19 protein-coding genes, 1 other RNA gene and 1 pseudogene are annotated in these 24,179 nt (G+C 47.0%); 15 read left to right on the top strand and 6 right to left on the bottom strand.

The genetic code is table 11. The features are described from left to right. The first annotated feature begins 130 nt into the window (after positions 1-130). Positions 131-2,575, top strand: a complete 2,445-nt coding sequence (gene recG / locus AC3FZD_RS05630) for an ATP-dependent DNA helicase RecG (RefSeq protein ID WP_488739190.1) — start codon at positions 131-133, stop codon at positions 2,573-2,575. A gap of 118 nt (positions 2,576-2,693) precedes the next feature. Here recG and bchB read toward each other — a convergent pair whose 3' ends face one another. Next, complete coding sequence (gene bchB, locus AC3FZD_RS05625) at positions 2,694-4,220, bottom strand: ferredoxin:protochlorophyllide reductase (ATP-dependent) subunit B (protein WP_488739189.1); 1,527 nt, start codon at positions 4,218-4,220, stop codon at positions 2,694-2,696. A 139-nt stretch (positions 4,221-4,359) separates the two neighbouring features. Here bchB and AC3FZD_RS05620 point away from each other — a divergent pair, with 139 nt between their 5' ends. Next, a complete protein-coding gene (locus tag AC3FZD_RS05620; protein WP_488739188.1) occupies positions 4,360-4,980 on the top strand; it encodes a cation efflux transmembrane domain-containing protein in 621 nt (206 codons plus the stop codon). A 5-nt stretch (positions 4,981-4,985) separates the two neighbouring features. Here AC3FZD_RS05620 and AC3FZD_RS05615 read toward each other — a convergent pair whose 3' ends face one another. From AC3FZD_RS05615 to ffs, 3 genes are all read right to left on the bottom strand, one after another. Then, positions 4,986-5,408 carry a hypothetical protein gene (locus AC3FZD_RS05615; RefSeq protein WP_488739187.1) on the bottom strand — a complete coding sequence of 141 codons (423 nt, stop codon included), beginning with the start codon at positions 5,406-5,408 and terminating at the stop codon, positions 4,986-4,988. 7 nt (positions 5,409-5,415) lie between these two features. After that, positions 5,416-5,796: a phasin family protein gene (locus AC3FZD_RS05610; protein WP_488739186.1), complete on the bottom strand. Its 381-nt coding sequence runs from the start codon at positions 5,794-5,796 to the stop codon at positions 5,416-5,418. Positions 5,797-5,819: 23 nt separating this feature from the next. Then, positions 5,820-5,916, bottom strand: an RNA gene (ffs, locus tag AC3FZD_RS05605) — signal recognition particle sRNA small type. Between the two features lie 93 nt (positions 5,917-6,009). Between ffs and AC3FZD_RS05600 the strand changes: the two genes are divergently transcribed. After that, positions 6,010-6,726, top strand: a complete 717-nt coding sequence (locus tag AC3FZD_RS05600) for a phytochelatin synthase family protein (RefSeq protein WP_488739185.1) — start codon at positions 6,010-6,012, stop codon at positions 6,724-6,726. A gap of 31 nt (positions 6,727-6,757) precedes the next feature. Continuing rightward, a complete protein-coding gene (locus AC3FZD_RS05595) occupies positions 6,758-8,944 on the top strand; it encodes a sensor histidine kinase (RefSeq protein WP_488739184.1) in 2,187 nt (728 codons plus the stop codon). A gap of 6 nt (positions 8,945-8,950) precedes the next feature. Here AC3FZD_RS05595 and AC3FZD_RS05590 read toward each other — a convergent pair whose 3' ends face one another. Both AC3FZD_RS05590 and AC3FZD_RS05585 read right to left on the bottom strand, forming a co-directional pair. Further along, on the bottom strand, positions 8,951-9,859 hold the full coding sequence (locus AC3FZD_RS05590; RefSeq protein ID WP_488739183.1) for an ABC transporter permease: 909 nt from the start codon (positions 9,857-9,859) through the stop codon (positions 8,951-8,953). 52 nt (positions 9,860-9,911) lie between these two features. Then, the gene (locus AC3FZD_RS05585; protein WP_488739182.1) at positions 9,912-10,943 is read right to left on the bottom strand and encodes an ABC transporter substrate-binding protein; all 1,032 of its coding nucleotides are present in this window, start codon (positions 10,941-10,943) and stop codon (positions 9,912-9,914) included. Positions 10,944-11,057: 114 nt separating this feature from the next. On the opposite strand from AC3FZD_RS05585, the gene AC3FZD_RS05580 reads away from it, so the two are divergent. The 11 genes and pseudogenes from AC3FZD_RS05580 to AC3FZD_RS05530 all read left to right on the top strand — a co-directional run bounded on the left by AC3FZD_RS05580 (position 11,058) and on the right by AC3FZD_RS05530 (position 24,096). Further along, positions 11,058-11,858, top strand: a complete 801-nt coding sequence (locus AC3FZD_RS05580; protein WP_488739181.1) for an energy-coupling factor ABC transporter ATP-binding protein — start codon at positions 11,058-11,060, stop codon at positions 11,856-11,858. Positions 11,859-11,994: 136 nt separating this feature from the next. Continuing rightward, positions 11,995-12,198 carry a hypothetical protein gene (locus AC3FZD_RS05575; RefSeq protein ID WP_488739180.1) on the top strand — a complete coding sequence of 68 codons (204 nt, stop codon included), beginning with the start codon at positions 11,995-11,997 and terminating at the stop codon, positions 12,196-12,198. A gap of 189 nt (positions 12,199-12,387) precedes the next feature. After that, on the top strand, positions 12,388-14,145 hold the full coding sequence (locus tag AC3FZD_RS05570; protein WP_488739179.1) for a protein kinase domain-containing protein: 1,758 nt from the start codon (positions 12,388-12,390) through the stop codon (positions 14,143-14,145). Positions 14,146-14,199: 54 nt separating this feature from the next. Continuing rightward, a complete protein-coding gene (locus AC3FZD_RS05565) occupies positions 14,200-15,249 on the top strand; it encodes an SGNH/GDSL hydrolase family protein (protein WP_488739178.1) in 1,050 nt (349 codons plus the stop codon). A gap of 119 nt (positions 15,250-15,368) precedes the next feature. Continuing rightward, positions 15,369-15,917, top strand: coding sequence for a calcium-binding protein (locus AC3FZD_RS05560; protein WP_488739177.1), 549 nt, complete (start codon positions 15,369-15,371; stop codon positions 15,915-15,917). A gap of 200 nt (positions 15,918-16,117) precedes the next feature. Next, on the top strand, positions 16,118-22,366 hold the full coding sequence (locus AC3FZD_RS05555; protein WP_488739176.1) for a beta strand repeat-containing protein: 6,249 nt from the start codon (positions 16,118-16,120) through the stop codon (positions 22,364-22,366). Between the two features lie 529 nt (positions 22,367-22,895). Further along, complete coding sequence (locus AC3FZD_RS05550) at positions 22,896-23,120, top strand: DUF433 domain-containing protein (RefSeq protein ID WP_488739175.1); 225 nt, start codon at positions 22,896-22,898, stop codon at positions 23,118-23,120. After that, a pseudogene (locus AC3FZD_RS05545) lies at positions 23,105-23,269 on the top strand (DUF5615 family PIN-like protein); the annotation flags it as partial. The gene AC3FZD_RS05550 and the pseudogene AC3FZD_RS05545, both read left to right, overlap by 16 nt. Next, entirely contained in the window at positions 23,266-23,391 is a 126-nt protein-coding gene (locus tag AC3FZD_RS05540) for a hypothetical protein (protein ID WP_488739174.1), read from the top strand. The pseudogene AC3FZD_RS05545 and the gene AC3FZD_RS05540, both read left to right, overlap by 4 nt. Positions 23,392-23,408: 17 nt before the next feature. Continuing rightward, on the top strand, positions 23,409-23,885 hold the full coding sequence (locus AC3FZD_RS05535) for a type II toxin-antitoxin system VapC family toxin (protein WP_488739173.1): 477 nt from the start codon (positions 23,409-23,411) through the stop codon (positions 23,883-23,885). A 25-nt stretch (positions 23,886-23,910) separates the two neighbouring features. Then, the gene (locus AC3FZD_RS05530) at positions 23,911-24,096 is read left to right on the top strand and encodes a hypothetical protein (RefSeq protein WP_488739172.1); all 186 of its coding nucleotides are present in this window, start codon (positions 23,911-23,913) and stop codon (positions 24,094-24,096) included. Positions 24,097-24,179 lie beyond the last annotated feature (83 nt).

The raw sequence follows: 24,179 nt of genomic DNA, 5'->3' as shown, positions 1-24,179 counted from the left end.
CGGGTTTCTTCGTTATCTTCTCGTTAGTGTCCTCAACCTGGGTAGAAACCCGGTTTCTAAATCTCCTCCCCTAGACCCTAATGATCTATCATGGAGAATAGCCTTACCCTCGCCTATCTGCCCTCTCAGGATGATGACTCAAGAACCCGACTGGCAAAGACTCCAAAAAGCCTTGACAGTAGAACAGGAGCGCGGATTTAATGACCTGCAAGGCAAGCAATATCGGTTTAGTGAGTTCCTCCATCTCAGCTTTGCGAATGCTCCTGCGTCCCTTTCGCCACGGGAAAAGCGCCAGTGGACTCAATTCTCTGAGCAATTCCAAACCTATCCCCAGTTTACGTTTGCCCAGCGCCAACAGCTCGTTGCTCATGCACGAAAGTTTCTTTCAGAGGCTCAAAAGCAGTTTCAGAATCCCCCAGTTACCCCTTCTCGGAAATCTGCTCCTGTGGCAACTGTGCGCGAACAAGTGCCGGAGACAACAGAGCATGATCGCCGTTTAACTGATATTCCTGGATTTTTCGTGTATCATACGCAACAGTTAGCTAAACTGAACTTAAACACCGTGCGAGATCTCTTATTTTATTATCCTCGCAACCATACCGATTATGCCTCACAAGTTTCTATTGCCGATTTAGAACCAGGGGAAACTGTAACCGTTATTGGTGAAGTGAAGCGCATTAACTGTTTTTCTTCCCCTCGCAATAAGAAACTCACCATCTTAGAAATTATCCTCAAAGATGCCACCGGACAATTAAAAGTATCGCGCTTTTTTACAGGATATTTTACCCATCGGGGATGGCAAGAAACCCAGAAGCGCAATTATCCCGTTGGCTCGATTGTTGCCGCTTCGGGTTTGGTGAAAAGAAATGAATATGGACTAACTTTAGATAAACCAGAATTAGAAGTTCTAGAGTCTTCCGGAGAATTGGATTCTCTAATTGTTGGCCAAATCGTGCCCATTTATCCCTTAACTGAAGGGGTGACAGCAGATATAGTCCGTAAAGCCATTTGGCGAGTTTTACCCACAGCACAACAGTTAATCGATCCAGTTCCTGAACCGATTTTAGCGCCCTATAATTTGGTGGGACTGTCTCAGGCAATTACTCAAATTCATTTTCCCAACGATCGAGATAACCTAGAGCAAGCTAGAAGGCGCTTAATTTTTGATGAGTTTTTCTATCTGCAAGTGGGATTTCTTCAGCGTAGACATCAGCAGAAGAAAAATCAGAAAGCCATTCCTTTAATGCCCACCGGAAAATTAATCGATCAGTTCTATCAGGAGTTGCCGTTTGCCTTGACGGGGGCGCAAGAACGGGTGGTTAATGAAATTTTAAGCGATCTGCGATCGCCCACTGCCATGAATCGCTTAGTTCAAGGGGATGTCGGTTCAGGAAAAACAGTTGTTGCGGTAATGGCAATTCTCGCTGCAATTCAGTCTGGATATCAAGCCGCACTTATGGCTCCTACTGAAGTATTAGCCGAGCAACATTACCGTAAATTAGTCACCTGGTTTAACCGTCTCCATTTACCTGTAGAACTGCTCACCGGCTCCACGAAAGTGAAGAAGCGCCGAGAAATTCATGCCCATTTAGAAACCGGAGAATTGCCCTTACTCGTGGGAACCCATGCTTTAATTCAAGAAGGGGTAAACTTCAATCGTTTAGGTTTAGTGGTGATTGATGAACAGCACCGGTTTGGCGTAGAACAACGGGCATTATTACAGCAAAAAGGCGAATCTCCCCATGTTTTGAGTTTAACCGCTACGCCTATTCCCAGAACTTTAACGTTAACGATGCATGGGGATTTAGATGTCAGTCAAATTGACGAACTGCCTCCCGGAAGACAAGCCATAGAAACCCTAGCTTTAACCCATAAAGAACGGAAAAAAGTTTATGAGCTTATGCGCCGAGAAATTGCTCAAGGGCAGCAAGCTTATGTGGTTTTTCCCCTAATTGAAGAATCAGATAAATTGAACGCGAAAGCCGCTATAGCCGAACACAAAAATCTCTCTGAAACTATCTTTCCTGAATTTCAAGTGGGTTTACTCCATGGTCGCATGAGTTCGGCAGATAAAGATCAAGTGTTAACGGCATTTCGGGAGAATGAAATTCAAATTATTGTCTCTACTACAGTCATTGAAGTGGGTGTTGATGTCCCGAATGCCACGGTCATGCTGATTGAAAATGCGGAACGATTTGGACTGTCACAACTGCACCAATTGCGGGGAAGAGTGGGGCGAGGATCTCATAAGTCCTATTGTATATTATTAAGTAGTTCTAATAGTCCTGATGCTCGCCAACGGTTAAATGTTTTAGAACAGTCTCAAGATGGCTTTTTTATTGCTGAAATGGACTTACAATTTCGCGGCCCTGGGGAAGTTTTAGGGACTCGTCAATCGGGTTTACCCGATTTTGCTCTGGCTAGTTTAGTCCAGGATCGAGATATTCTGATGTTGGCACGGGAAGCGGCGGAAAATTTGATTGCAGAAGATCCAGAGTTGGGGAATTATCCTTTAATTAATCAAGAGCTACAACGGCGCTATGAGCAGTTGATGGGGGGTGCAATTATGACGTGATAACAATTAACAATGAACAATTAACAATATAGGATCTAGAAACCGGGTTTCTGCTAGGGATAACAGAAACCCGGTTTCTTTGTACAGGTGGCGATCGCTATTTGTGGTCGATATCTCCCTATGCACCCACCGCTTCTTTAGCAGCGTACATCACCTCAATAGTAATTTCATCCAAACCGCGATCGCGGGCAAATTTCTCCGTATTCCGTTTCACTTTACCACGCACAAAGCCAGGAATCTTATTCAGTTCTGCTTTTGCCTCTTTTGTCCAGTTCAAATCAGAATCGGCTGAAATACCCTTGTGAATCACCTCTTTAGTATCATGACCGCCAAAGATTTCCAGCAAATGATCTTCCATACCCAGGGTAAAGGAATTATAGACCAAATCTGCAATCTGATTCGTTCCTTCATAGCCCATAAAGGGTTTATAACCAATAGGGAAATTCTGAATATGAATCGGAGCAGCAATAACGCCACAGGGAATATTCAAGCGTTTACCCACATGCCGCTCCATCTGTGTGCCAAAAATAGCAGCCGGTTCCACACGGGCGATCGCATCCCCAATTTCCCCATTATCCTCGCTGATAATCACCTCATCGCAATATTCGCTCACCTGTTCCCGGAACCAATCTTGGTCATATTTGCAATAGGTTCCTGACCAAACCACATGCACGCCCATTTCCCGCGCTAAAATCTTGGTCATGGCTGCTGCATGGGTATTATCGCCAAACACGACTACTTTTTTACCCGTTAAATTCTGACAGTCAATGGAGCGAGAAAACCAAGCAGCTTGGGAAACATACAGGGTTTGATGTTCGATCAAATCTTCATAGTTCACATCAGCCCCTTGCTCGTTCAAAACTTGCTGGATCTTGCGGATACAGCGAGCTGTTTCTACTACTCCCATGGGGGTAATGTCTACATAGGGCATTCCAAACTCAGAATTTAAATACTCAGCCGTCATTAACCCCACTTCCCGATAGGGTGCTAGATTAAACCAAGCACGGGTTAAATTTTTTAGGTTGTGAACCGATGCGCCTTCCGGAATCACTTCATTAATTTCAATTCCCAAGTCCACCATCAGGCGCTTTAACTCAGTACAATCATGTTGATTATGAAACCCTAGGGTAGTTACTCCCAGGATATTTACTGAAGGTTTCTCTGTTTTCCCTTCCGGTAGCGTTCCCTGTTTTTTGGCCTTGTTGAGGTAAAATTGCACCACTTGCTGTAGGGTGCGATCGCTCGCTTGCAACTCATTCACCCGATAATGATTCACATCAGCCAACATCACATCCGCTTGTGCATCTAAGGTGGCTCGTTCCACAAAATTCTCTAAATCTTCTTGCAGAATGCTAGAGGTACAAGTCGGAGTCAGAACAATCAGATCGGGATGCTCTTCTTTATCCTTGCGGACAATATTATTCACCACTTTTTCTTGAGAACCTCTGGCTAACACATGCCGATCCACTACACTAGCCGTTACCGGAGTATAGTCCCGCTCTCGCTCCAACATCGATCGCATGACATTAAAATAGTCATCACCAAGGGGAGCGTGCATAATCGCATGGACATTCTTAAACGAACTGGCAATGCGAAGTGTGCCAATATGAGCTGGGCCAGCATACATCCAGTAAGCAAGCTTCATGGGTTATCTCCGTTGTGGTAAGATTTCAACTAAGATTAAGCGTAAAACTCAAAGGCTTGAGTTTGACCTGAATGAAATAATTCTTTAAGAATGATCCTAGAGAACTTGAATAAGTAATTATGGCTATTGAGGAGAGACTATGGGCGAGTGTGGATGTCAATTTGAGGCGAAAAATAAAGCACAGCGCCAGGTTTTAACTGTCTTACTTACTGTTAATGCTCTGATGTTTTTGGTCGTCATGATTGCCGGTATTATTGCCCGATCAACGGCCCTGGTAGCTGACTCCCTGGATAATTTTGCTGATGCTGCTGTTTTTGGGATTTCCTTCTATGCGATCGGCAAAAATAAAGGGAAAAAAAACCGTGCAGCTTTGTATAGCGGCATATTTCAGATCACCTTAGCAAGTTTCGCTTTAGTCAATGTGTTGAAGCGATTCTTCTTTGGGGTTCAACCCGAATCTAGTTTAATGATCGCGATCGCCCTGTTATCCGCGATCGCTAATATTTTCTGTCTATTTTTGATGGCTAAACACCGTCATCAAGATATTCATATGCGAGCCAGTTGGATATTTTTAAGTAATGATGTAATTGCCAATCTCGGTGTAGTAATTGCAGGTATTCTCGTCGCTCTTCTCCATTCCCGTTTCCCCGACTTAATCATGGGATTAATCATCGCAATGATTGTCCTGGGAGGAGGGATCAAGATTATCCGAGAAACTAGGGTTGAACCGTCCTCCTGTAAAACTCTAGAAAGTTCATGAATCTATTAACGATCTTCCCTTCCTTCCCAGTCTCGACAAGAAGAATCTTCTGGCCCGTAAGGATGCATTCCACAAACCAACAAATTGCCCCCATAAACTTGTCCATGGTAATGACGACATCCCACACAAGCTTGATCTTCAGGGTTGACCGAGAATTCCTCTAGATCCCCAAAAGGATTGTAAAACTGATCCTCTTCCCTTTCCCTAGACTCTAGGGGGGAGGGTTGCACCGGATCTAACCATTCATTTAAGTAGGCTTCTAGATCCCGAAACAGCAGATCGTCCAGGGTTTCTGCAATCTCAAGGGTGATTTCTGCCATCTCACCAACCCACTCTTCTAGCTCTTCCTCAACTTCCCTAAAAAATTGCTCAACTCCAGTAGTAAAGCTTTCACAGAGATTCTGCCATTCTTTTTCCCAATCTTCCATAGCCCACTTATTCTCGCTGAAGACGCTTAAGTTCCTCTTTCAGTTGATTAACTTGATCTCGCAGTTGGCTGACTTGAACTTCATCTGTCGGTATTTCTGGCTCATCATCATCTAAAATTTCGATGCGACGAGGTTCTTTTGGCGTTTCTGGTGCATTAGATTCGGTTCCTTGCTCATTCACCTGCTGTTGAGCGCGATTAACAATTTCTTCTACCATGCGCCGCGCTTCTTCGGCTGTGATTTCCCCGCGCTCTACCATTTCATTGGCTAATTTTTGGGCTTGGGGACGCAGATCGGCGATCGCCTCTCCAGCCTTTTCCCCTGCATAGGATGCCACCCCAACTCCCATATAGAATGCTTTCTTAACGAAATCTCCTAGACCTGGCATCTCTGAAACCTCTTCTGAAACGGGGTGACCCGGAGTTTACGCCTATTACAAGCATCCCGTATTGCTGCTACCTTCCGGTCCTGACAAGGTTTGGGCGTTCTAATCGCATAAGTCCGGGTCTGCGCTCTAGCATAACACGATTGTGCCTATTTAAGTAACTGTTTTATTTTTCCGGTTTAATGAAGATCAGTCGATCGTCGCCACCTTAGAATCATGTCCCGGAAACTACCCTCTCTATTGATATTCGCGCTGATTCTGCTCAGTAGCAGAACCCTTGCCCAAACCCTGCCCATTGCTGAACGGCTCATTGAGTTTGATTCATCTGTTGGGGAAGCCTTCTTAATTGAAAGTCGCGCTAGGCAAGATTATCTCCCTTTAAGTATTCACTTTGAAACCCAGCAAAATCAAGCCTTTTGTGGTGTGGCGAGTATGGTTATGGTGTTGAATGCTTTGGGCATTGAAGCCCCCGATGCCCCAGAATATGGTCGGCAGATGTTTACACAAGACAACATTTTTAATGCTAAAACCGATGAAGTCATCACTCAAGAAACGATCGCCAGACAAGGCATGACGCTAGAAGAGTTAGGTGCATTTTTGACTCGTTATTCCCTGAACACCGAAGTTTATCATGGTGGCGATCTGAGTTTGGAAAAATTTCGTCAGTTAGTCGTGGACAATTTACAACAGCGAGAGAACTTTGTGTTAGTCAATTATCTGCGAAAGTCCATTGAACAGGAATTAGGGGGCCATATTTCCCCAGTGGCAGCTTATCATCAGCAGAGCGATCGCTTCTTAATTCTTGATGTCGCCCGGTATAAGTATCCTCCCGTTTGGGTAACCGCCGAAGATCTCTGGAATGCCACCCGAACGGTAGATTCAGTGTCTGCAAAAACCAGGGGTTTAGTGCTAGTGAATGCCCTCAACCCTTAAAATCTTTCGTGATATGTGATTAACTCGATCAATGACTGTAGCCAAAAAAACGATTTCTTTAAGAGCTGTATTAGTGCTGCTCTTTATGTTACAAATGTTAGCCGTGGTTAGTTTAGTGGGATGGCTTTCTTTTCGCAATGGCCAAAAAGCGGTTCAGGATCTAGCGGATCAACTCTGCATTGAAATTAGCGATCGCATCGATCTGTATCTGAGTAACTATGTAGAAATACCCTCCCAAATCAATCAACTGAATGCAGAATCCTTACGCTTAGGCGATTTATCTTTAGCTCATCCCCAGCAAATGGAAAAACGATTTTGGCAACAGTTAAAAACCTTTCCTAGTACCCAATATATTTATTTTGGAACGGAAAAAACTGGAGGATATATTGGAGCAGGCAGGGAAGAAAACCAATTAATGATTGAAGCCACAAAGGAGCTTAAACGTGGCGATTTTCAGGTTTTTAGTACCGATGATTTTGCCAACCGTCAGCAAATGATTAATCAGGCTCCTAATTATGACCCCCGTCTTCGTTCTTGGTATCAAGATGCCGTAAAATTAGGCAAGCCAGGATGGAGTGAGGTTTATATTTTCTTTCCCGATTTGAAGGTCGGAATTTCAGCAACCCAACCCATTTACGATGACGAGGGCAATTTGCAAGGCGTTTTAGCCGTTGATTTTGTTTTAGCAGAAATCAATGAATTTTTACAACAAGTCCCGATCTTAAAAGCAGGAACCAGTTTTATTGTCGAACGTTCCGGTTTACTGATTGCCTCTTCAACAGACGAAAAACCCTTTATTCCTGCCAAGGGACAAGAAGAACCCGAACGTTTACCCGTGCTAGAGAGCAAAATTCCTAGTATTCGCGTCACCAGTGAAGAGTTTCTGAAGCAGTTAGGCTCCTTAGAAAATATTAGAGAACAAACCCAGTTTAGTTATCTTTTCAATGGGGAACGTGAATTTGTTCAAGTTACGCCCATCTCTGATAAAAATGGGTTAGATTGGTTATTATTTGTGGTGGTTCCAGAACGGGATTTTATGAGTCAAATTCATCAAAATACCCGAACAACAATTTTATTATGTTTGGCTGCATTAGGGATTGCTATTTTACTGGGCATGTTAGCGGCAAAGTGGATTATTTATCCTCTTTCACGGTTGAGTAAAACCTCTCAATCCTTGGCCAAAGGAGAGTTTGAGGAACCGATCGAAACGAGTTGGATTAAAGAAGTCGCCATTTTAGCTCAATCTTTCCAAAAGATGGCACAGCAATTGAGTACCTCTTTTGAACAGTTAGAACATCGGGTGGCAGAACGCACCACAGAACTGCGCGATCGCGCCCAAGAGTTAGAAGATACTCTAATGACCCTAAAAAAGACCCAAGCCCAGTTAATTCACACGGAAAAAATGTCCTCTCTGGGTCAGTTAGTTGCCGGAATGGCCCATGAAATTAATAATCCGGTGAATTTTATTCATGGCAATCTGGTTCATGCCCAAGAATATTTAGAAGATCTATTAGATTTGCTTAAAGTATATCAAAAAAAATATCCTGATTATTCCTGGGAAATCGCCCAAAAAGAAGAAGAGATAGAGCTGGATTTTCTGGCAGATGATTTACCTAAATTATTCGAGTCCATGCACAAAGGGACGCAAAGAATCAAAGAGATTATCCAACACTTGCGTTCCTTTTCTCATTTGGATGAATCTGAAGAAAAAACGATCGATTTACATGAGCAACTGAAAAGCACTTTGGCCTTACTGCATCCTCGCTTGAGTGAGCTAGAAATTGAAGTGAAAACCCAATATGGAGAGATCCCACCTGTAGAGTGTTATCCAGGACAATTGAATCAAGTGTTTATGAACTTATTTAGAAATAGTATTGATGCTCTTGAAGAAGCTTTAAATACTGAATCAATTGGCGATCCTTGGATTGCAATTGACACTCAAATGAGGAGCGATCGAGAAGTTGAGATTACTATACAAGATAATGGTGTGGGCATTCCTGCCAATATTCTGCACAAAATATTCGATCCCTTTTTTACCACTAAAGCGGTAGGGAAAGGAACCGGATTAGGATTATCGACCAGTTATCAAATTATTACCAAGCAACATGGGGGAGAGTTAAGGGTGGTTTCTGAACTGGGTGAAGGGACGACATTTACAATCATTTTACCTCTGAGATTGGCTCATCAGGGGGGAAAGTCTAATTCAATGGAGCAGTAAAAGGAGTTACCCAGATCGGGTTTTGCTCAGTCGCTGTTTAAACCAGGGTTTGAGGGGGGTTTGGGGTAAAATGAGGGCGATCGCCACTAATAACGCGGTAACCAGATTTAAGTCTTGGGCCTGAAGTCCAATAAAATTAGCATTGAGAGCTATAGCGATCGCCAACCGATACAGCAGTGCCCCTACAATTACGCCCAATGTGCCTTGAAATACCGTTTTTCCAGGGGTAAAGGTTTCCCCAATAATCACAGCCGCTAGTCCCAATACAATCGTTCCCACCCCCAAGGTAACATCGGCAAACCCGTAGATCTGGGCAAAGAGCGCCCCCCCAAAGGCGACTAAGGCATTACTTAAGGCCATACCAATCACGATCATGATGCCAGTATCCACCCCTTGGGCCCGGGCCATGGTGGGATTGGCTCCCGTGGCTCGTAGGGCCAAGCCCCATTGGGTGGCTAAAAGGGCATCTAGGGAGACTTTGACCAAAATGACAATTAGAACCAAAATCACCGGAATGACCACTTGACGGGGCAAAGAAAGGCGATTCAGGGGACTAAAGAGGGTGACTTCCCCCAAAAGGGGTACATTGGGGCGACCCATGATCCGCAGATTGAGGGAATAGAGGGCGATCATGGTGAGAATGCTAGAGAGGAGATTGAGGATCTTAAATTGTACGGTTAACCAAGCGGTGCAAGCTCCAGAAATTGCGCCAGCAGCGATCGCCACTGCTGTAGCCATGAGAGGATGAATTCCATTAACCATTAAAGTCGCTGCTACAGCTCCTCCTAGGGGAAAACTGCCATCAACCGTTAAATCGGGAAAATCTAGGATACGGAACGAGAGATAAACACCTAAACCAACGAGACTATAGAGTAAACCGAGTTCAATCGCTCCTAGGAGGGCAGTAACAGTCATAATTAACAATTAGCAATGATAGTGTTGTCATGTCGGCGACAGCCGAAACCATTTAATCAGTGGGTTGCTCTTGAGCTTCCACGATTGTATCAGCGCGATCGAGGATCGATTGGGGAAGGGTTACACCCATGGCTTCAGCCGCTTTGGGGTTAACATAGAGGTTGAGGGTATCGACCGATTCTACGGAGATATCGCCAGGAGATTCCCCTTGCAAAACCCGGATCACTTGTTTACCCGTTTGTCGCCCCACATCATAATAATCAAATCCTAAACTGGCGATCGCTCCCCGCTCTACGGAATCTGTATCCCCAGAATAAACACCAATTTTATTATCAATTCCTACTTGAAGCACCGATTCTAGGGCTGAAACCACCGTATTATCAGTGGGCACATAAATTACATCCGCTTTGCCGACTAAACTTTGGGCAGCCGTCGCCACACCACTAGAGTTAGCAACGGTTGCTTCTGCCACGGATAACCCCTTGGCTTGGGCTTGTTCTTTGAGTAAATTCACTAAGGAGACTGCGTTCACCTCTCCAGCATTATAAATCACCCCAATCGTCTTGAGATTGGGATTAATTTCTTGGATTAAGGACACATGATTTTCAATGGGAGAGAGGTCAGTGACTCCCGTTACTAAACCGCCAGGTTGATCGAGTTTTTCGACTAATTTTGCCCCTACTGGATCGGTAACCGCGCTAAAAATCACCGGAATATCGGAACTGGCAGAAACAGCAGCTTGGGCAGATGGGGTGGCGATCGCCACAATCACATCCGGTTTTTCTGCCACAAATGCCGAAGCAATTTGGGCCGCAGTCGCAGGCGATCCTTGGGCGCTCTCCCATTTCCAGGTTAAGGTCTCTCCAGCCGTATACCCGGCTGCCTTTAGCTCATCCTGTATGCCATCACGGGTAGCATCAAGGGCAGGATGTTCGACAATCTGAGTCACCGCTACAAAAGGCATGGTTTTTGCAGCAGGAGAAGCAGAAGAGTTTTGGGGAGTTTGGGGCGTGCATCCCCAATTGAGGGCAACCAAGAGGGTTGTACTGAGCAAACTAGAAAAGGAATTCCAGCGTAGAGTCATAGGCTTGGTTAGGATATTATCGGCAAGAGAATGTGAAGATCATAGATCAGATGGGGAGATGGGGGAGTGGGGGAGTGGGGGAGTGGGGGAATGGGGGAATGGGGGGATGGGGAGATGGGGAGATGGGAGCAAAGAGATAAACTATTACCCATTACCCAAATTTTGAATTGGATGATGACTCAAGCCTTGGAGACTGACCAGACGATCGCGATCGCCGTTTCTAATCTGCATTTTTCTTATCCCGATCAACCCAATGTCCTGCAAAATCTGAATTTTACCATTCGAGAGGGGGAACGGGTGGGGTTAATTGGCCCCAATGGAGCCGGAAAAACGACGCTATTTTTGTGTTTGTGTGGAGTGTTATCACCCACGAGCGGTAAGATTCAACTCTGGGGTGAACCGGTTGAGGTAGGGCAGTTTCGGCCAGAAATAGGCTTAGTGTTTCAAAATCCTAGCGATCAGCTCTTTTCCGCTTCGGTGTGGGATGATGTGGCCTTTGGCCCGGACAATATGGGCCTGTCTCCTGATGAGGTCATATCCCGTACCCAAAAGGCGTTAGACTTAACTGGAGTCACTGACTTAGCCGATCGCCCTCCCCATCATTTATCGGGAGGACAAAAGCGGATGGTGGCGATCGCCTCAGTGTTATCTATGCATCCCCAAGCGATCGTTTATGATGAACCGAGCGCTAATCTGGATTTGCGATCGCGACGACGTTTAATTCACTTCCTACAAAATTCCCCACAAACCCTCCTCATCTCTTCCCACGATCTAGACTTAATCCTGGAAGTCACCTCCCGCACCCTCCTGATCGACTCCGGCCACCTGATCGCCGATGGGCCAACAGCAGATATCATGGCCAATACCCAAACGATGATTGACCATGGGTTAGAAGTTCCCTATCGACTGCGGTAAATTTGCCCAGAATCCTCCATAGAAGGATCTCGATCACCAAGCCACTCTTCAGTAAATCACCGGTACAATGGGGGGACATCACGGCGAGAAAAGGGTTTTAGGGAGACACTGAAACGATAGAGTTCAACCCCATCCTATGCCTGCTGAAGCCATTTTTTCCGAGTTCACCCTAGAGCAAGTCCTAGCCCAAATTTTTGTCCGTGGACGCATCTCACCCTTAGATCAGCAACTGCTCCTGCGTACCCTACAATCAGAACCCATCTTGACTCAAGAAAAACATACTGTGATTGCACGCATTTTTGAAGGGATGCGAAATGGATGCATAAAGGTAGTCGATTAGTAGTCGATTAACTGTAAAGATCTCTTAGGAAGATGGTTGATGCTTGTCTGTGCCACAATCCTCAGCTTATAGTTGATCTCTATTGTCAGCCGGATAAAAACTATCGGGATTGGTTAAAGTTAGGATGAAACGAGATCAAAGACTGCGATCGCCAGATCCGGTTTTCAGTTGTGAGTAGGAAGGTCTGCCATGTCATCACCCTTGGGCTTGATTCTACAACGTCGCTATCGGTTAGTGAAACTTCTGGGTCAAGGAGGGTTTGGTTGTACCTACTTGGCAGAAGATTTGGGGCGCTTTAATGAGCTGTGCGCGATCAAGGAGTTTGTCCCTAATGCTAGAAATAGCGAGGGGTTACAGAAAGCACAGGAACTCTTTCAACGGGAAGCCACGATTCTCTATAAACTACAACATCCTCAAGTGCCCCAGTTTAGAGCCAATTTTGAGGAAGAGGGGCGCTTGTTTTTGGTGCAAGATTATGTCGATGGCAAGTCCTATCGTACCCTGCTCGATGAGAGGAAAGCACAAGGACAGGTGTTTTCCGAGGATCAGGTTAAGGGATTTCTTACTCAAGTGTTGCCGGTTTTAGATTATCTCCATTCCCAAGGAGTCATTCACCGCGATATTTCCCCGGATAATATTATGTGGCGACAACGGGATGGGTTGCCCGTTTTGATCGATTTTGGCGTGGTTAAAGAACTGGCGACAGAATTATGTAATCAAACTGGAACTGTGCCGACAACGGTGGGTAAGGTGGGATATGCCCCAAGGGAACAAATTCAGATGGGTTTAGCCTATCCCAGTAGTGATTTTTATGCCCTAGGGGTGACGGTGTTGGTGCTATTGACGGGGAAGGAACCGGGGGAATTGTTCGATCCGCACACCCTGAGTTGGAGATTACCGACTTCTACCCTCAGTCCCCAGTTTATCCAGGTTTTGCAGCGTATGTTAGCAGAGCAACCCGGCGATCGCCTGCCCAGTGCCGATCAAATTTTACAAGCTCTCGGCGGTGCGACGGTTCCCCCTCCTTTGTCTCAGTTGCAAACCCAGGCACTGATGGGGAACAGTCGATCCCCCCATCCCCCCATCCCCCCATCCCCCCATCTCCCAGAACCGGTTTCTACTGACAAAATATGGATGATTGCGGCGATCGTTGCTTTGGTGGCTGGGATAACCTCTTGGATGGTGGTGAGCGCTTGGTTAAGTCAGGATCAGGTGGAAACGGTTAATCCTGGGACTGATGCTGGGAGCGACTCTCCATTCGTGTCTCCATTTCCTTCACCGTCTCTATCCCCTTTACCCCCTCTATCCCCATCTTCTGCTCCCACTCCCATCCAAACCCCTAAACCGCCTAGTGTACCCGTCACCTATCAGGAACAGTTAACGGTTGAACCAGGGGAAGTCAAGACGGTGACCGGATCGCTCAAATCTAATGAAGTTCGCTATTATCTGATTTCTGCTCAAGGTGGGGAGCAATTTTCGATGTTTATCTCTGGGGATGGGGTGTTGATGACGCTGATGACTCCCGAAGGAGAGGCGATCGACGATCGCGCTAGGGATATTTCCTTATGGGAAGGAGAGTTTCCTGTCTCTGGGGAATATGCCATTATTGTTACTCCTCTAAGAGGTTTACCGGAAACCGATTATCAACTGGAAATTGAACAGTTGAATCTTCCTGTGGAACCAGAACTCGAACCCGAACCCGAACCCGAAACCGAACCCGAACCGACACCGGAACCGGAATCCACACCGGAAGCCGAACCGACACCGGAACCGACACCGGAACCGACACCGGAACCCGAACCGACACCGGAACCCATACCTGAACCCGAAACCGAACCCGAACCCACACCCGAACCGACTCCAGAACCGGAAACTAACAGCCAAAAGATCCAATTTGCGCCGGGAACCACAGGAGCTGAAATCAATAGTTATTTTCTGCCAGCCTAGCATTTTTAAGGGATTGAAGCATGTTATCCTGATAGGGGTATTTTTTTCAAACTAATGCAATTCAAGAAAGCCAGTCAAACATTGACTAACCTCTGCTTAATTCTCTTGATTTCTCTAGGATTCACAGAAATCACCTTCAGAATTTACAATTACTTCAATCCCAGTTTTATTTTTCATGATAATTCCTATAATCGATTTCGGGGTAAACCCTTAGCTCCTGAATATAACTTTCGCTTGAATTCTCAAGGCTTCAAAGATGTAGAATTTCAAGTAGAAAAAGATCCGAACACCCTAAGAATTTTGGGTATGGGAGACTCTTTTGCATACGGTGTCGTTCCCTATGATTATAACTACTATACTCGCTTAGAAGAAAAATTAAAAGAACGGGGTTATCAACTCGAAATTATTAATATGGGAATTCCTAAACTTTCCCCAAAAGATTATCTGGCGCTCCTGGTGAAGGAAGGATTAGCTTTGAATCCGGATCGAGTCATCCTCAGTTTTTTCATTGGTAATGATTTTGAAGATTCAAAACGCAGTATTTGGTCTTATTCTTATGTTTTGTCATTTTTCAAATTCATAATCGATCTTCAGAATAGCTATGAAGGCAACGTGATTCATGGGAACCAGGAATATCAGGATAATCAGCCGACTCTAACGGATGATAAATATCTGAAAATTGAAATCGCTAGAAGCAATTTGTTTAAAGTGGATAATTCTAAATTGCAGGAGAGAATACGGGGATCTATGACCTATTTAAAAGAAATTAAAGAATTGTGCGATCGCCAAAATATTGAATTATTGGTGATTATTATTCCTGATGAACTGCAAATTAACCCCAATCTACAAGCTAAAGTGATGGATTCCAAACAGATGACTCTAGAAAATTTTGACTTTAGCTTACCCAATCAATATCTACAAGAAGAACTCACGCAAGCAGAAATTGATTTCCTCGACCTTCTGCCCTACTTTCAAGGCTATTCAGAACTGGAAACCCTCTATAAACCCAATGATACTCACTGGAATATTGCCGGGAATGAACTGGCGGCAGAACTGATTTTCCAATACTTACAACGAACACCGGAAACTGTGGATGAGGAATAGGGTTGGTTCGTTAGAAGTTGAAAAACCCTGTTTTTCAATTTCTAGTGTTAATCTAGGGAATAAAGCCTATGATTTCGACACAAGATGCGCCACAAAGCAAGTAGTCTAGTGAGGTGAAAATGTCCGGAACAGTCAATAACGATATTCTCAACGGTACTCCCCTAGCCGATCTTATCCAAGGTCTACCGGGAAATGATATTATTCAGGCTCTAGCTGGAGATGATTTCCTGAACGGCAATCAAGGGGATGACATTATTTTCTCTGGAGCCAACAATGATAAGGCTCGCGGCGGTCAAAATAATGACGCTGTTTATGGGGAAACGGGAAATGATGAACTCTATGGAGACTTAGGTAATGACTTCCTCTGCGGCGATCAAGGAGAGGACTTTCTCAACGGCAACCTAGGTAATGATACCCTCCATGGGGGTCAAGGAAATGACACCGTTCGCGGAGGACAAGAAAACGATCGCCTCTATGGAGACTTAGGTAATGATCTTCTCTATGGAGACTTAGGCTCGGATACCCTGACAGGGGGAGCAGGAAATGATATCTTTGTGCTTGGCATTAAGACGGGGGGAGCGCTCCTGAGCGATGCTGATTGGATTACTGACTTTAATTGTAACGAAGATTATATTGGACTAAGCAGACAAAGGATAGTGGGGGTCTAACGTTTAACAAGACTTTCACCATTAACCTCAATAACGTTAATGAAAATCAAGCTCCCACCGATATTGCCCTCAGTGCCAACAGTGTAGATGAGAACAGCGCCAATGGCACAGCAGTCGGCAACCTATCCACCACCGACCCCGATACAGGCGATACTCATACCTATAGCCTCACCGATAATGCGGGGGGACGCTTTAAGATAGTGGGTAGCCAGGTACAAGTGGCTGATGGGAGTTTACTTGACTTCGAGACCAACACCAGTCATAACATTACGGTGCAGACAAAGGATAGTGGGGGTCTAACGTTTAACAAGACTTTCACCATTAACCTGGATGATGTTAATGAAACCCCTACCGATATTGCCATCAGTGCCAACAGTGTAGATGAAAACAGTGCCAATGGCACAGCAGTCGGCAACCTATCCACCACCGACCCCGATACAGGCGATACTCATACCTATAGCCTCACGGATAATGCGGGGGGACGCTTTAAGATAGTGGGTAATCAAGTACAAGTGGCTGATGGGAGTTTACTTGACTTCGAGACCAACACCAGTCATAACATTACGGTGCGGACAACCGATAGTAGTGGGTTGACGTTTGATAAGACGTTGACTATTGCTGTCAATGGAGTCAATGAAACCCCTACCGATATTGCCATCAGTGCCAACAGTGTAGATGAGAACAGCGCCAATGGCACAGCAGTCGGCAACCTATCCACCACCGACCCCGATACAGGCGATACTCATACCTATAGCCTCACCGATAATGCGGGGGGACGCTTTAAGATAGTGGGTAGTCAAGTGCAAGTGGCTGATGGGAGTTTACTTGACTTCGAGACCAACACCAGTCATAACATTACGGTGCAGACAAAGGATAGTGGGGGTCTAACGTTTAACAAGACTTTCACCATTAACCTCAATAACGTTAATGAAAATCAAGCTCCCACCGATATTGCCCTCAGTGCCAACAGTGTAGATGAGAACAGCGCCAATGGCACAGCAGTCGGCAACCTATCCACCACCGACCCCGATACAGGCGATACTCATACCTATAGCCTCACCGATAATGCGGGGGGACGCTTTAAGATAGTGGGTAGCCAGGTACAAGTGGCTGATGGGAGTTTACTTGACTTCGAGACCAACACCAGTCATAACATTACGGTGCAGACAAAGGATAGTGGGGGTCTAACGTTTAACAAGACTTTCACCATTAACCTGGATGATGTTAATGAAACCCCTACCGATATTGCCATCAGTGCCAACAGTGTAGATGAAAACAGTGCCAATGGCACAGCAGTCGGCAACCTATCCACCACCGACCCCGATACAGGCGATACTCATACCTATAGCCTCACGGATAATGCGGGGGGACGCTTTAAGATAGTGGGTAGTCAAGTGCAAGTGGCTGATGGGAGTTTACTTGACTTCGAGACCAACACCAGTCATAACATTACGGTGCAGACAAAGGATAGTGGGGGTCTAACGTTTAACAAGACTTTCACCATTAACCTGGATGATGTTAATGAAACCCCTACCGATATTGCCATCAGTGCCAATACGGTCGATGAGAATAGTGCCAATAATACGGTAGTGGGCGACCTATCAACCACCGACCCCGATACAGGCGATACTCATACCTATAGCCTCACCGATAATGCGGGGGGACGCTTTAAGATTGTGGGTAATCAAGTGCAAGTGGCTGATGGCACTCTGCTTGACTTCGAGACTAACACCAGCCATAACATTACGGTGCGGACAACCGATAGTAGTGGGTTGACTTTTGATAAGACGTTGACTATTGCTGTCAATGATGTTGTTGAAAATCAACCGCCAGTGGCAACTGATGACACGGTAGCTGACTCGGTACTCCTGCGCTCCTCCCTGGAGATAAATACAGCCAACCTCCTAGCCAACGACACTGACCCGAATGGAGATCCCCTGACGATTACGGCAGTCTCCAATGCCACCAATGGCACGGTGTCCTTAACTGGAACCACAATTACGTTCCAGGCGAATGCCAACTTTAGCGGTACGGCGACGTTTGACTACACGGTAGACGATGGCAATGGGGGAACCGACACGGGCACTGCCAGCGTAACGGTGGTCTCGCAAGTGCAGTTGAATAGCATTACGACCCAGACCAATATACCCGTGGGCACGGGAGGCTTTGCCATCAATGGCGAGGTGGGTTATGACCGCTCCGGTTTTTCCGTATCCTCAGCCGGAGATGTGAATGGGGATGGCTTGGATGACCTGATTGTTGGGGCTTATGCTGCTGACCCCAATGGTAGTTATTCCGGTCGCAGCTATGTGGTGTTTGGTAAAGCCAATGGCACGACAGTCAACTTGAGCGCTATTACCTCTGGCACGGGAGGCTTTGCTATCAATGGCGAGGTGGGTTTTGACCGCTCCGGTTTTTCCGTATCCTCAGCCGGAGATGTGAATGGGGATGGCTTGGATGACCTGATTGTTGGGGCACTAGGTGCTGACCCCAATGGTAGTTATTCCGGTCGCAGCTATGTGGTGTTTGGTAAAGCCAATGGCACGACGGTCAACCTGAGCGATATTACCTCTGGCACGGGAGGCTTTGCCCTCAATGGTGAGGCGGGTGATGACCGCTCCGGTTTTTCCGTATCCTCAGCCGGAGATGTGAATGGGGATGGCTTGGATGACCTGATTGTTGGGGCTGATGGTGCTGACCCCAATGGTAGTAATTCCGGTCGCAGCTATGTGGTGTTTGGTAAAGCCAATGGCACGACAGTTGACTTGAGCGATATTACCTCTGGCACGGGAGGCTTTGCCATCAATGGTGAGGCGGGTGATGACCGCTCCGGTTTTTCCGTATCCTCAGCCGGAGATGTGAATGGGGATGGCTTGGATGACCTGATTGTTGGGGCTTATGGTGCTGACCCCAATGGTAGTAATTCCGGTCGCAGCTATGTGGTGTTTGGTAAAGCCAATGGCACGACAGTTGACTTGAGCGATATTACCTCTGGCACGGGAGGCTTTGCCATCAATGGTGAGGTGGGTGATGACCGCTCCGGTTTTTCCGTATCCTCAGCCGGAGATGTGAATGGGGATGGCTTGGATGACCTGATTGTTGGGGCATGGGGTGCTGACCCCAATGGTGGTTATTCCGGTCGCAGCTATGTGGTGTTTGGTAAAGCCAATGGCACGACAGTTGACTTGAGCGCTATTACCTCTGGCACGGGAGGCTTTGCTATCAATGGTGAGGTGGGTGATGACCGCTCCGGTTTTTCCGTATCCTCAGCCGGAGATGTGAATGGGGATGGCTTGGATGACCTGATTGTTGGGGCATGGGGTGCTGACCCCAATGGTAGTTTTTCCGGTCGCAGCTATGTGGTGTTCGGCAAAACTTCTGGCACGACAGTTGACTTGAGCGCTATTACCTCTGGCACGGGAGGCTTTGCCATCAATGGTGAGGTGGGTTTTGACCGCTCCGGTCGTTCCGTATCCTCAGCCGGAGATGTGAATGGGGATGGCTTGGATGACCTGATTGTTGGGGCTTATCTTGCTGACCCCAATGGTAATAGTGATTCCGGTCGCAGCTATGTGGTGTTTGGGGGCAACTTTACGGCCGCCATTACCCAGACGGGGACTACTGGTGCGGATAACCTCACCGCTACTGCCAATGGCGAGGCTCTGGTGGGGGGTGAAGGTAATGATGTCCTCAGTGATGGCGGCTTTACCGATGTGCTGCTCTATGGTGGTGCGGGGAATGACCAGTTGCAGATTGCGAACACCAGTTTTAACCGCCTAGATGGGGGTTTGGGTAATGATACCCTGACGTTCAGTGGTGCGGGGATGGCTCTGTCTCTGACCAGTGCTGCTGATAATACCCAGATTACGGGATTCGAGACGATTAACCTGACGGGTACGGGCAATAATAGCCTGACTCTCGATTATGCTTCTGTGTTGCATTTGGTCTCAGAAAGTACATCTGGCGCTGGGTTCCGCACTCTGACGGTGACGGGTAATGCTGGAGATACCATTAGTGCCGACTTATCTGGTTTAGGCTTTACTACCAGCATTAGCGGCGGGTTCACGACTTATGAGTTGAATCAGTTGCGCTTGGTGGTGAGTAATGATGTTAACCAGACGGGGATAATAGCGACAACGCCGAATCAACCGCCAGTGGCAACTGATGACACGGTAGCTGACTCGGTACTCCTGCGCTCCCCTCTGGAGATAAATACAGCCAACCTCCTAGCCAACGACACTGACCCGAATGGAGATCCCCTGACGATTACGGCAGTCTCCAATGCCACCAATGGCACGGTGTCCTTAAATGGAACCACAATTACGTTCCAAGCGAATGCCAACTTTACGGGTACGGCTACTTTTGACTACACGGTAGACGATGGGAATGGGGGAACCGACACGGGCACTGCTAGTGTAACGGTGGTCTCGCAAGTGCAGTTGAATAGCATTACGACCCAGACCAGTATACCCGTGGGCACAGGAGGCTTTGCCATCAATGGTGAGGCGGGTAGTGACTTCTCCGGTATTTCCGTATCCTCAGCCGGAGATGTGAATGGGGATGGCTTGGATGACCTGATTGTTGGGGCAAATGGTGCTGACCCCAATGGTAGTTATTCCGGTCGCAGCTATGTGGTGTTTGGCAAAACCTCTGGCACGACAGTTAACTTGAGCGCTATTACCTCTGGCACAGGAGGCTTTGCTATCAATGGCGAGGCAGGTGGTGACCGCTCCGGTTTTTCCGTATCCTCAGCCGGAGATGTGAATGGGGATGGCTTGGATGACCTGATTGTTGGGGCACGGGATGCTGACCCCAATGGTAGTTATTCCGGTCGCAGCTATGTGGTGTTCGGCAAAACCTCTGGCACGACAGTCAACTTGAGCGCTATTACCTCTGGCACGGGAGGCTTTGCCATCAATGGTGAGGCAGGTGGTGACTACTCCGGTATTTCCGTATCCTCAGCCGGAGATGTGAATGGGGATGGCTTGGATGACCTGATTGTTGGGGCTTATGGTGCTGACCCCAATGGTAGTAGTTCCGGTCGCAGCTATGTGGTGTTTGGCAAAACCTCTGGCACGACAGTCAACTTGAGCGCTATTACCTCTGGCACAGGAGGCTTTGCCATCAATGGTGAGGCAGGTTTTGACTTCTCCGGTCGTTCCGTATCCTCAGCCGGAGATGTGAATGGGGATGGCTTGGATGACCTGATTGTTGGGGCTTATCTTGCTAACCCCAATGGTAGTTTTTCCGGTCGCAGCTATGTGGTGTTTGGCAAAACCAATGGCGCGATAGTTAACTTGAGCGCTATTGGCACGGGAGGCTTTGCTATCAATGGTGAGGCGGGTGATGACTTCTCCGGTCGTTCCGTATCCTCAGCCGGAGATGTGAATGGGGATGGCTTGGATGACCTGATTGTTGGGGCAAATGGTGCTGACCCCAATGGTAGTTATTCCGGTCGCAGCTATGTGGTGTTTGGCAAAACCTCTGGCACGACAGTTAACTTGAGCGCTATTACCTCTGGCACAGGAGGCTTTGCTATCAATGGCGAGGTGGGTTTTGACCGCTCCGGTTTTTCCGTATCCTCAGCCGGAGATGTGAATGGGGATGGCTTGGATGACCTGATTGTTGGGGCAAATGGTGCTGACCCCAATGGTAGTTATTCCGGTCGCAGCTATGTGGTGTTTGGCAAAACCTCTGGCACGACAGTTAACTTGAGCGCTATTACCTCTGGCACAGGAGGCTTTGCTATCAATGGCGAGGTGGGTTTTGACCGCTCCGGTTTTTCCGTATCCTCAGCCGGAGATGTGAATGGGGATGGCTTGGATGACCTGATTGTTGGGGCATGGGGTGCTGACCCCAATGGTAGTAATTCCGGTCGCAGCTATGTGGTGTTTGGGGGCGACTTTACGGCGGCCATTACCCAGACGGGGACTACTGGTGCGGATAACCTCACCGCTACTGCCAATGGCGAGGCTCTGGTGGGCGCTCAAGGTGATGATGTCCTCAGTGATGGCGGCTTTACCAACGCGCTGCTCTATGGTGGTGCGGGGAATGACCAGTTGCAGATTGCGAACACCAGTTTTAACCGCCTAGATGGGGGTTTGGGTAATGATACCTTGACGTTCAGTGGTGCGGGGATGGCTCTGTCTCTGACCAGTGCTGCTGATAATACCCAGATTACGGGATTCGAGACGATTAACCTGACGGGTACGGGCAATAATAGCCTCACTCTCGATTATGCTTCTCTGTTGCATCTGGTCTCGGAAAGTACATCTGGCGCTGGGTTCCGCACTCTGACGGTGACGGGTAATGGGGGGGATAGCATTAGTGCTAATTTATCCGGGTTAGGGTTTGCCAGTAGCAGTAGCGGCGGGTTCACGACTTATGAGTTGAATCAGTTGCGCTTGGTGGTGAGTAATGATGTTAACCAGACGGGGGTTACGATTTAAGCCCACCAATGGGTAAGGGCGGGTTTATGAGTCATTTCTTCTGGTAAGGAAGATCTCGGAGAACCCGCCCCTACGAATCCATGTTTAATTTTTAGTTGATTATCCGGTAGGGGCGGGTTAACCCATAACCAGAATACCCACCAGCCCCTTCTGTAAACCCGCCCCTTGTATTTACAGCAGTTTCCTCTGCTATGAGGTACATTAATGACTGTTTTTAACGATAGCTAAAATGGCTCAAAGCGCTACCCAATCTGTTACAGCAATTTTCGCTGCTATGCGGTACATCTAGATCCCCCTGAATCCCCCTTAAAAAGGGGGACTTTCCTATTCCCCCCTTTTTAAGGGGGGCAAGGGGGGATCTTTTTTTGCTGTACCTCATTACCCCGCAAAACGCTGTATTTGTTCCCCCCATTCCCCCACTCCCCCACTCCCCCACTACAGCGCTTCGCGCTGTAAGTTCCCTGTATCAATACCCAACTAACACCTTCATTGTAAAATATAGATAGTTAGAAACACAGCATACCAGTTTATGAACTACCGAGACATTATTACAATTGAACCTGAAAAGCGGGGGGGTAAGCCTTGCGTCCGCGGCCTGCGGATTACAGTCTATGAAGTGCTTGAGTATCTGGCTTCCGAGATGAGCGAAGCAGACATTCTCGATGATTTTCCCGATCTGACGCGAGAAGATTTAAAAGCCTGCATTGCTTATGCTGCTGACCGCGAGCGTCGGTTGATGACATGCACGATCTGAGTTTAGTATTTGGAAATCCACCGAAAGTGATTTGGATTCGCCTTGGGAACTGTTCCACATTACAAGTTGAAAATTTGCTGCGTCGGGAGTTTAGTGCGATCGCATTATTTGAGGAAGATAAGACTTTATCCCTGCTGGCGTTATCATGATGCGCTGGGTGTTTACTGACTGCGATCGCGAAGCCACCTATGTCGTGTTGGGCGGGTTTACAGAAGGGGTTGGTGGGTATTCTGGTTATGGGTTAACCCGCCCCTACCGGATCGATCGATGATTGAACAATAGGATGGTATGACTAATTCTAATTCTGTTTATATTGAAACGAGTATTCTTGGTTATCTCACTGCCCGCCCAACAGACAATCTCATTGTTGCCGCAAACATGAAGATCACACAAGACTGGTGGGATAAATATCATGACTCGCTGCTACTTTATGCCTCTGAACTGGTTGAGGATGAATCAGCAATGGGAGATGCGACAATAGCTGCGAAACGACTGATACTATTACAGGCATTGACTTTCCTGGACTTGACAGAAGAGGCGACCGATTTAGCTGAGGCGTTTTTATGCCAGAGTAATTTACCAACAAAAGCAGCCAATGATGCTTTACACATGGCTGTAGCTACAGTTTACGGATTGGATTATGTATTAACTTGGAATTGTAAGCACATGGCCAATGCCCAAATTCAGAGAAAGTTATCTGAAATTAGCCGCAACCTTGGATATAAGCTACCATTGATTTGCACTCCCTATGAATTCATGGCATAAGTATTGAGCGGATGGAAATATAACTATGTATAGCGATCCGATTGTGGAAGAGATTCACAAGTATCGAGAAGAGTACGGAAGATCCTTTAATTATGACGTAAAGGCGATCGCCGATGATTTGCGAAATAAGCAAGCAGCCAGCAAACGCCAATTTGTCAAGCTGCCCATCAAGCGTCTGTCTAACCCGGTGCTGAAGCCAACTGTAGACTAATAAAGAATTTGATATCGATATGATGTTGGGGGAAAATTCGGTGGGGTTCGATGTCGTGTTGGGCGGGTTTACAGAAGGGGTTG

It is taken from the genome of Roseofilum sp. KMC-1, assembly GCF_057802075.1.
This window is presented reverse-complemented; position numbering and strand designations above follow the sequence as displayed.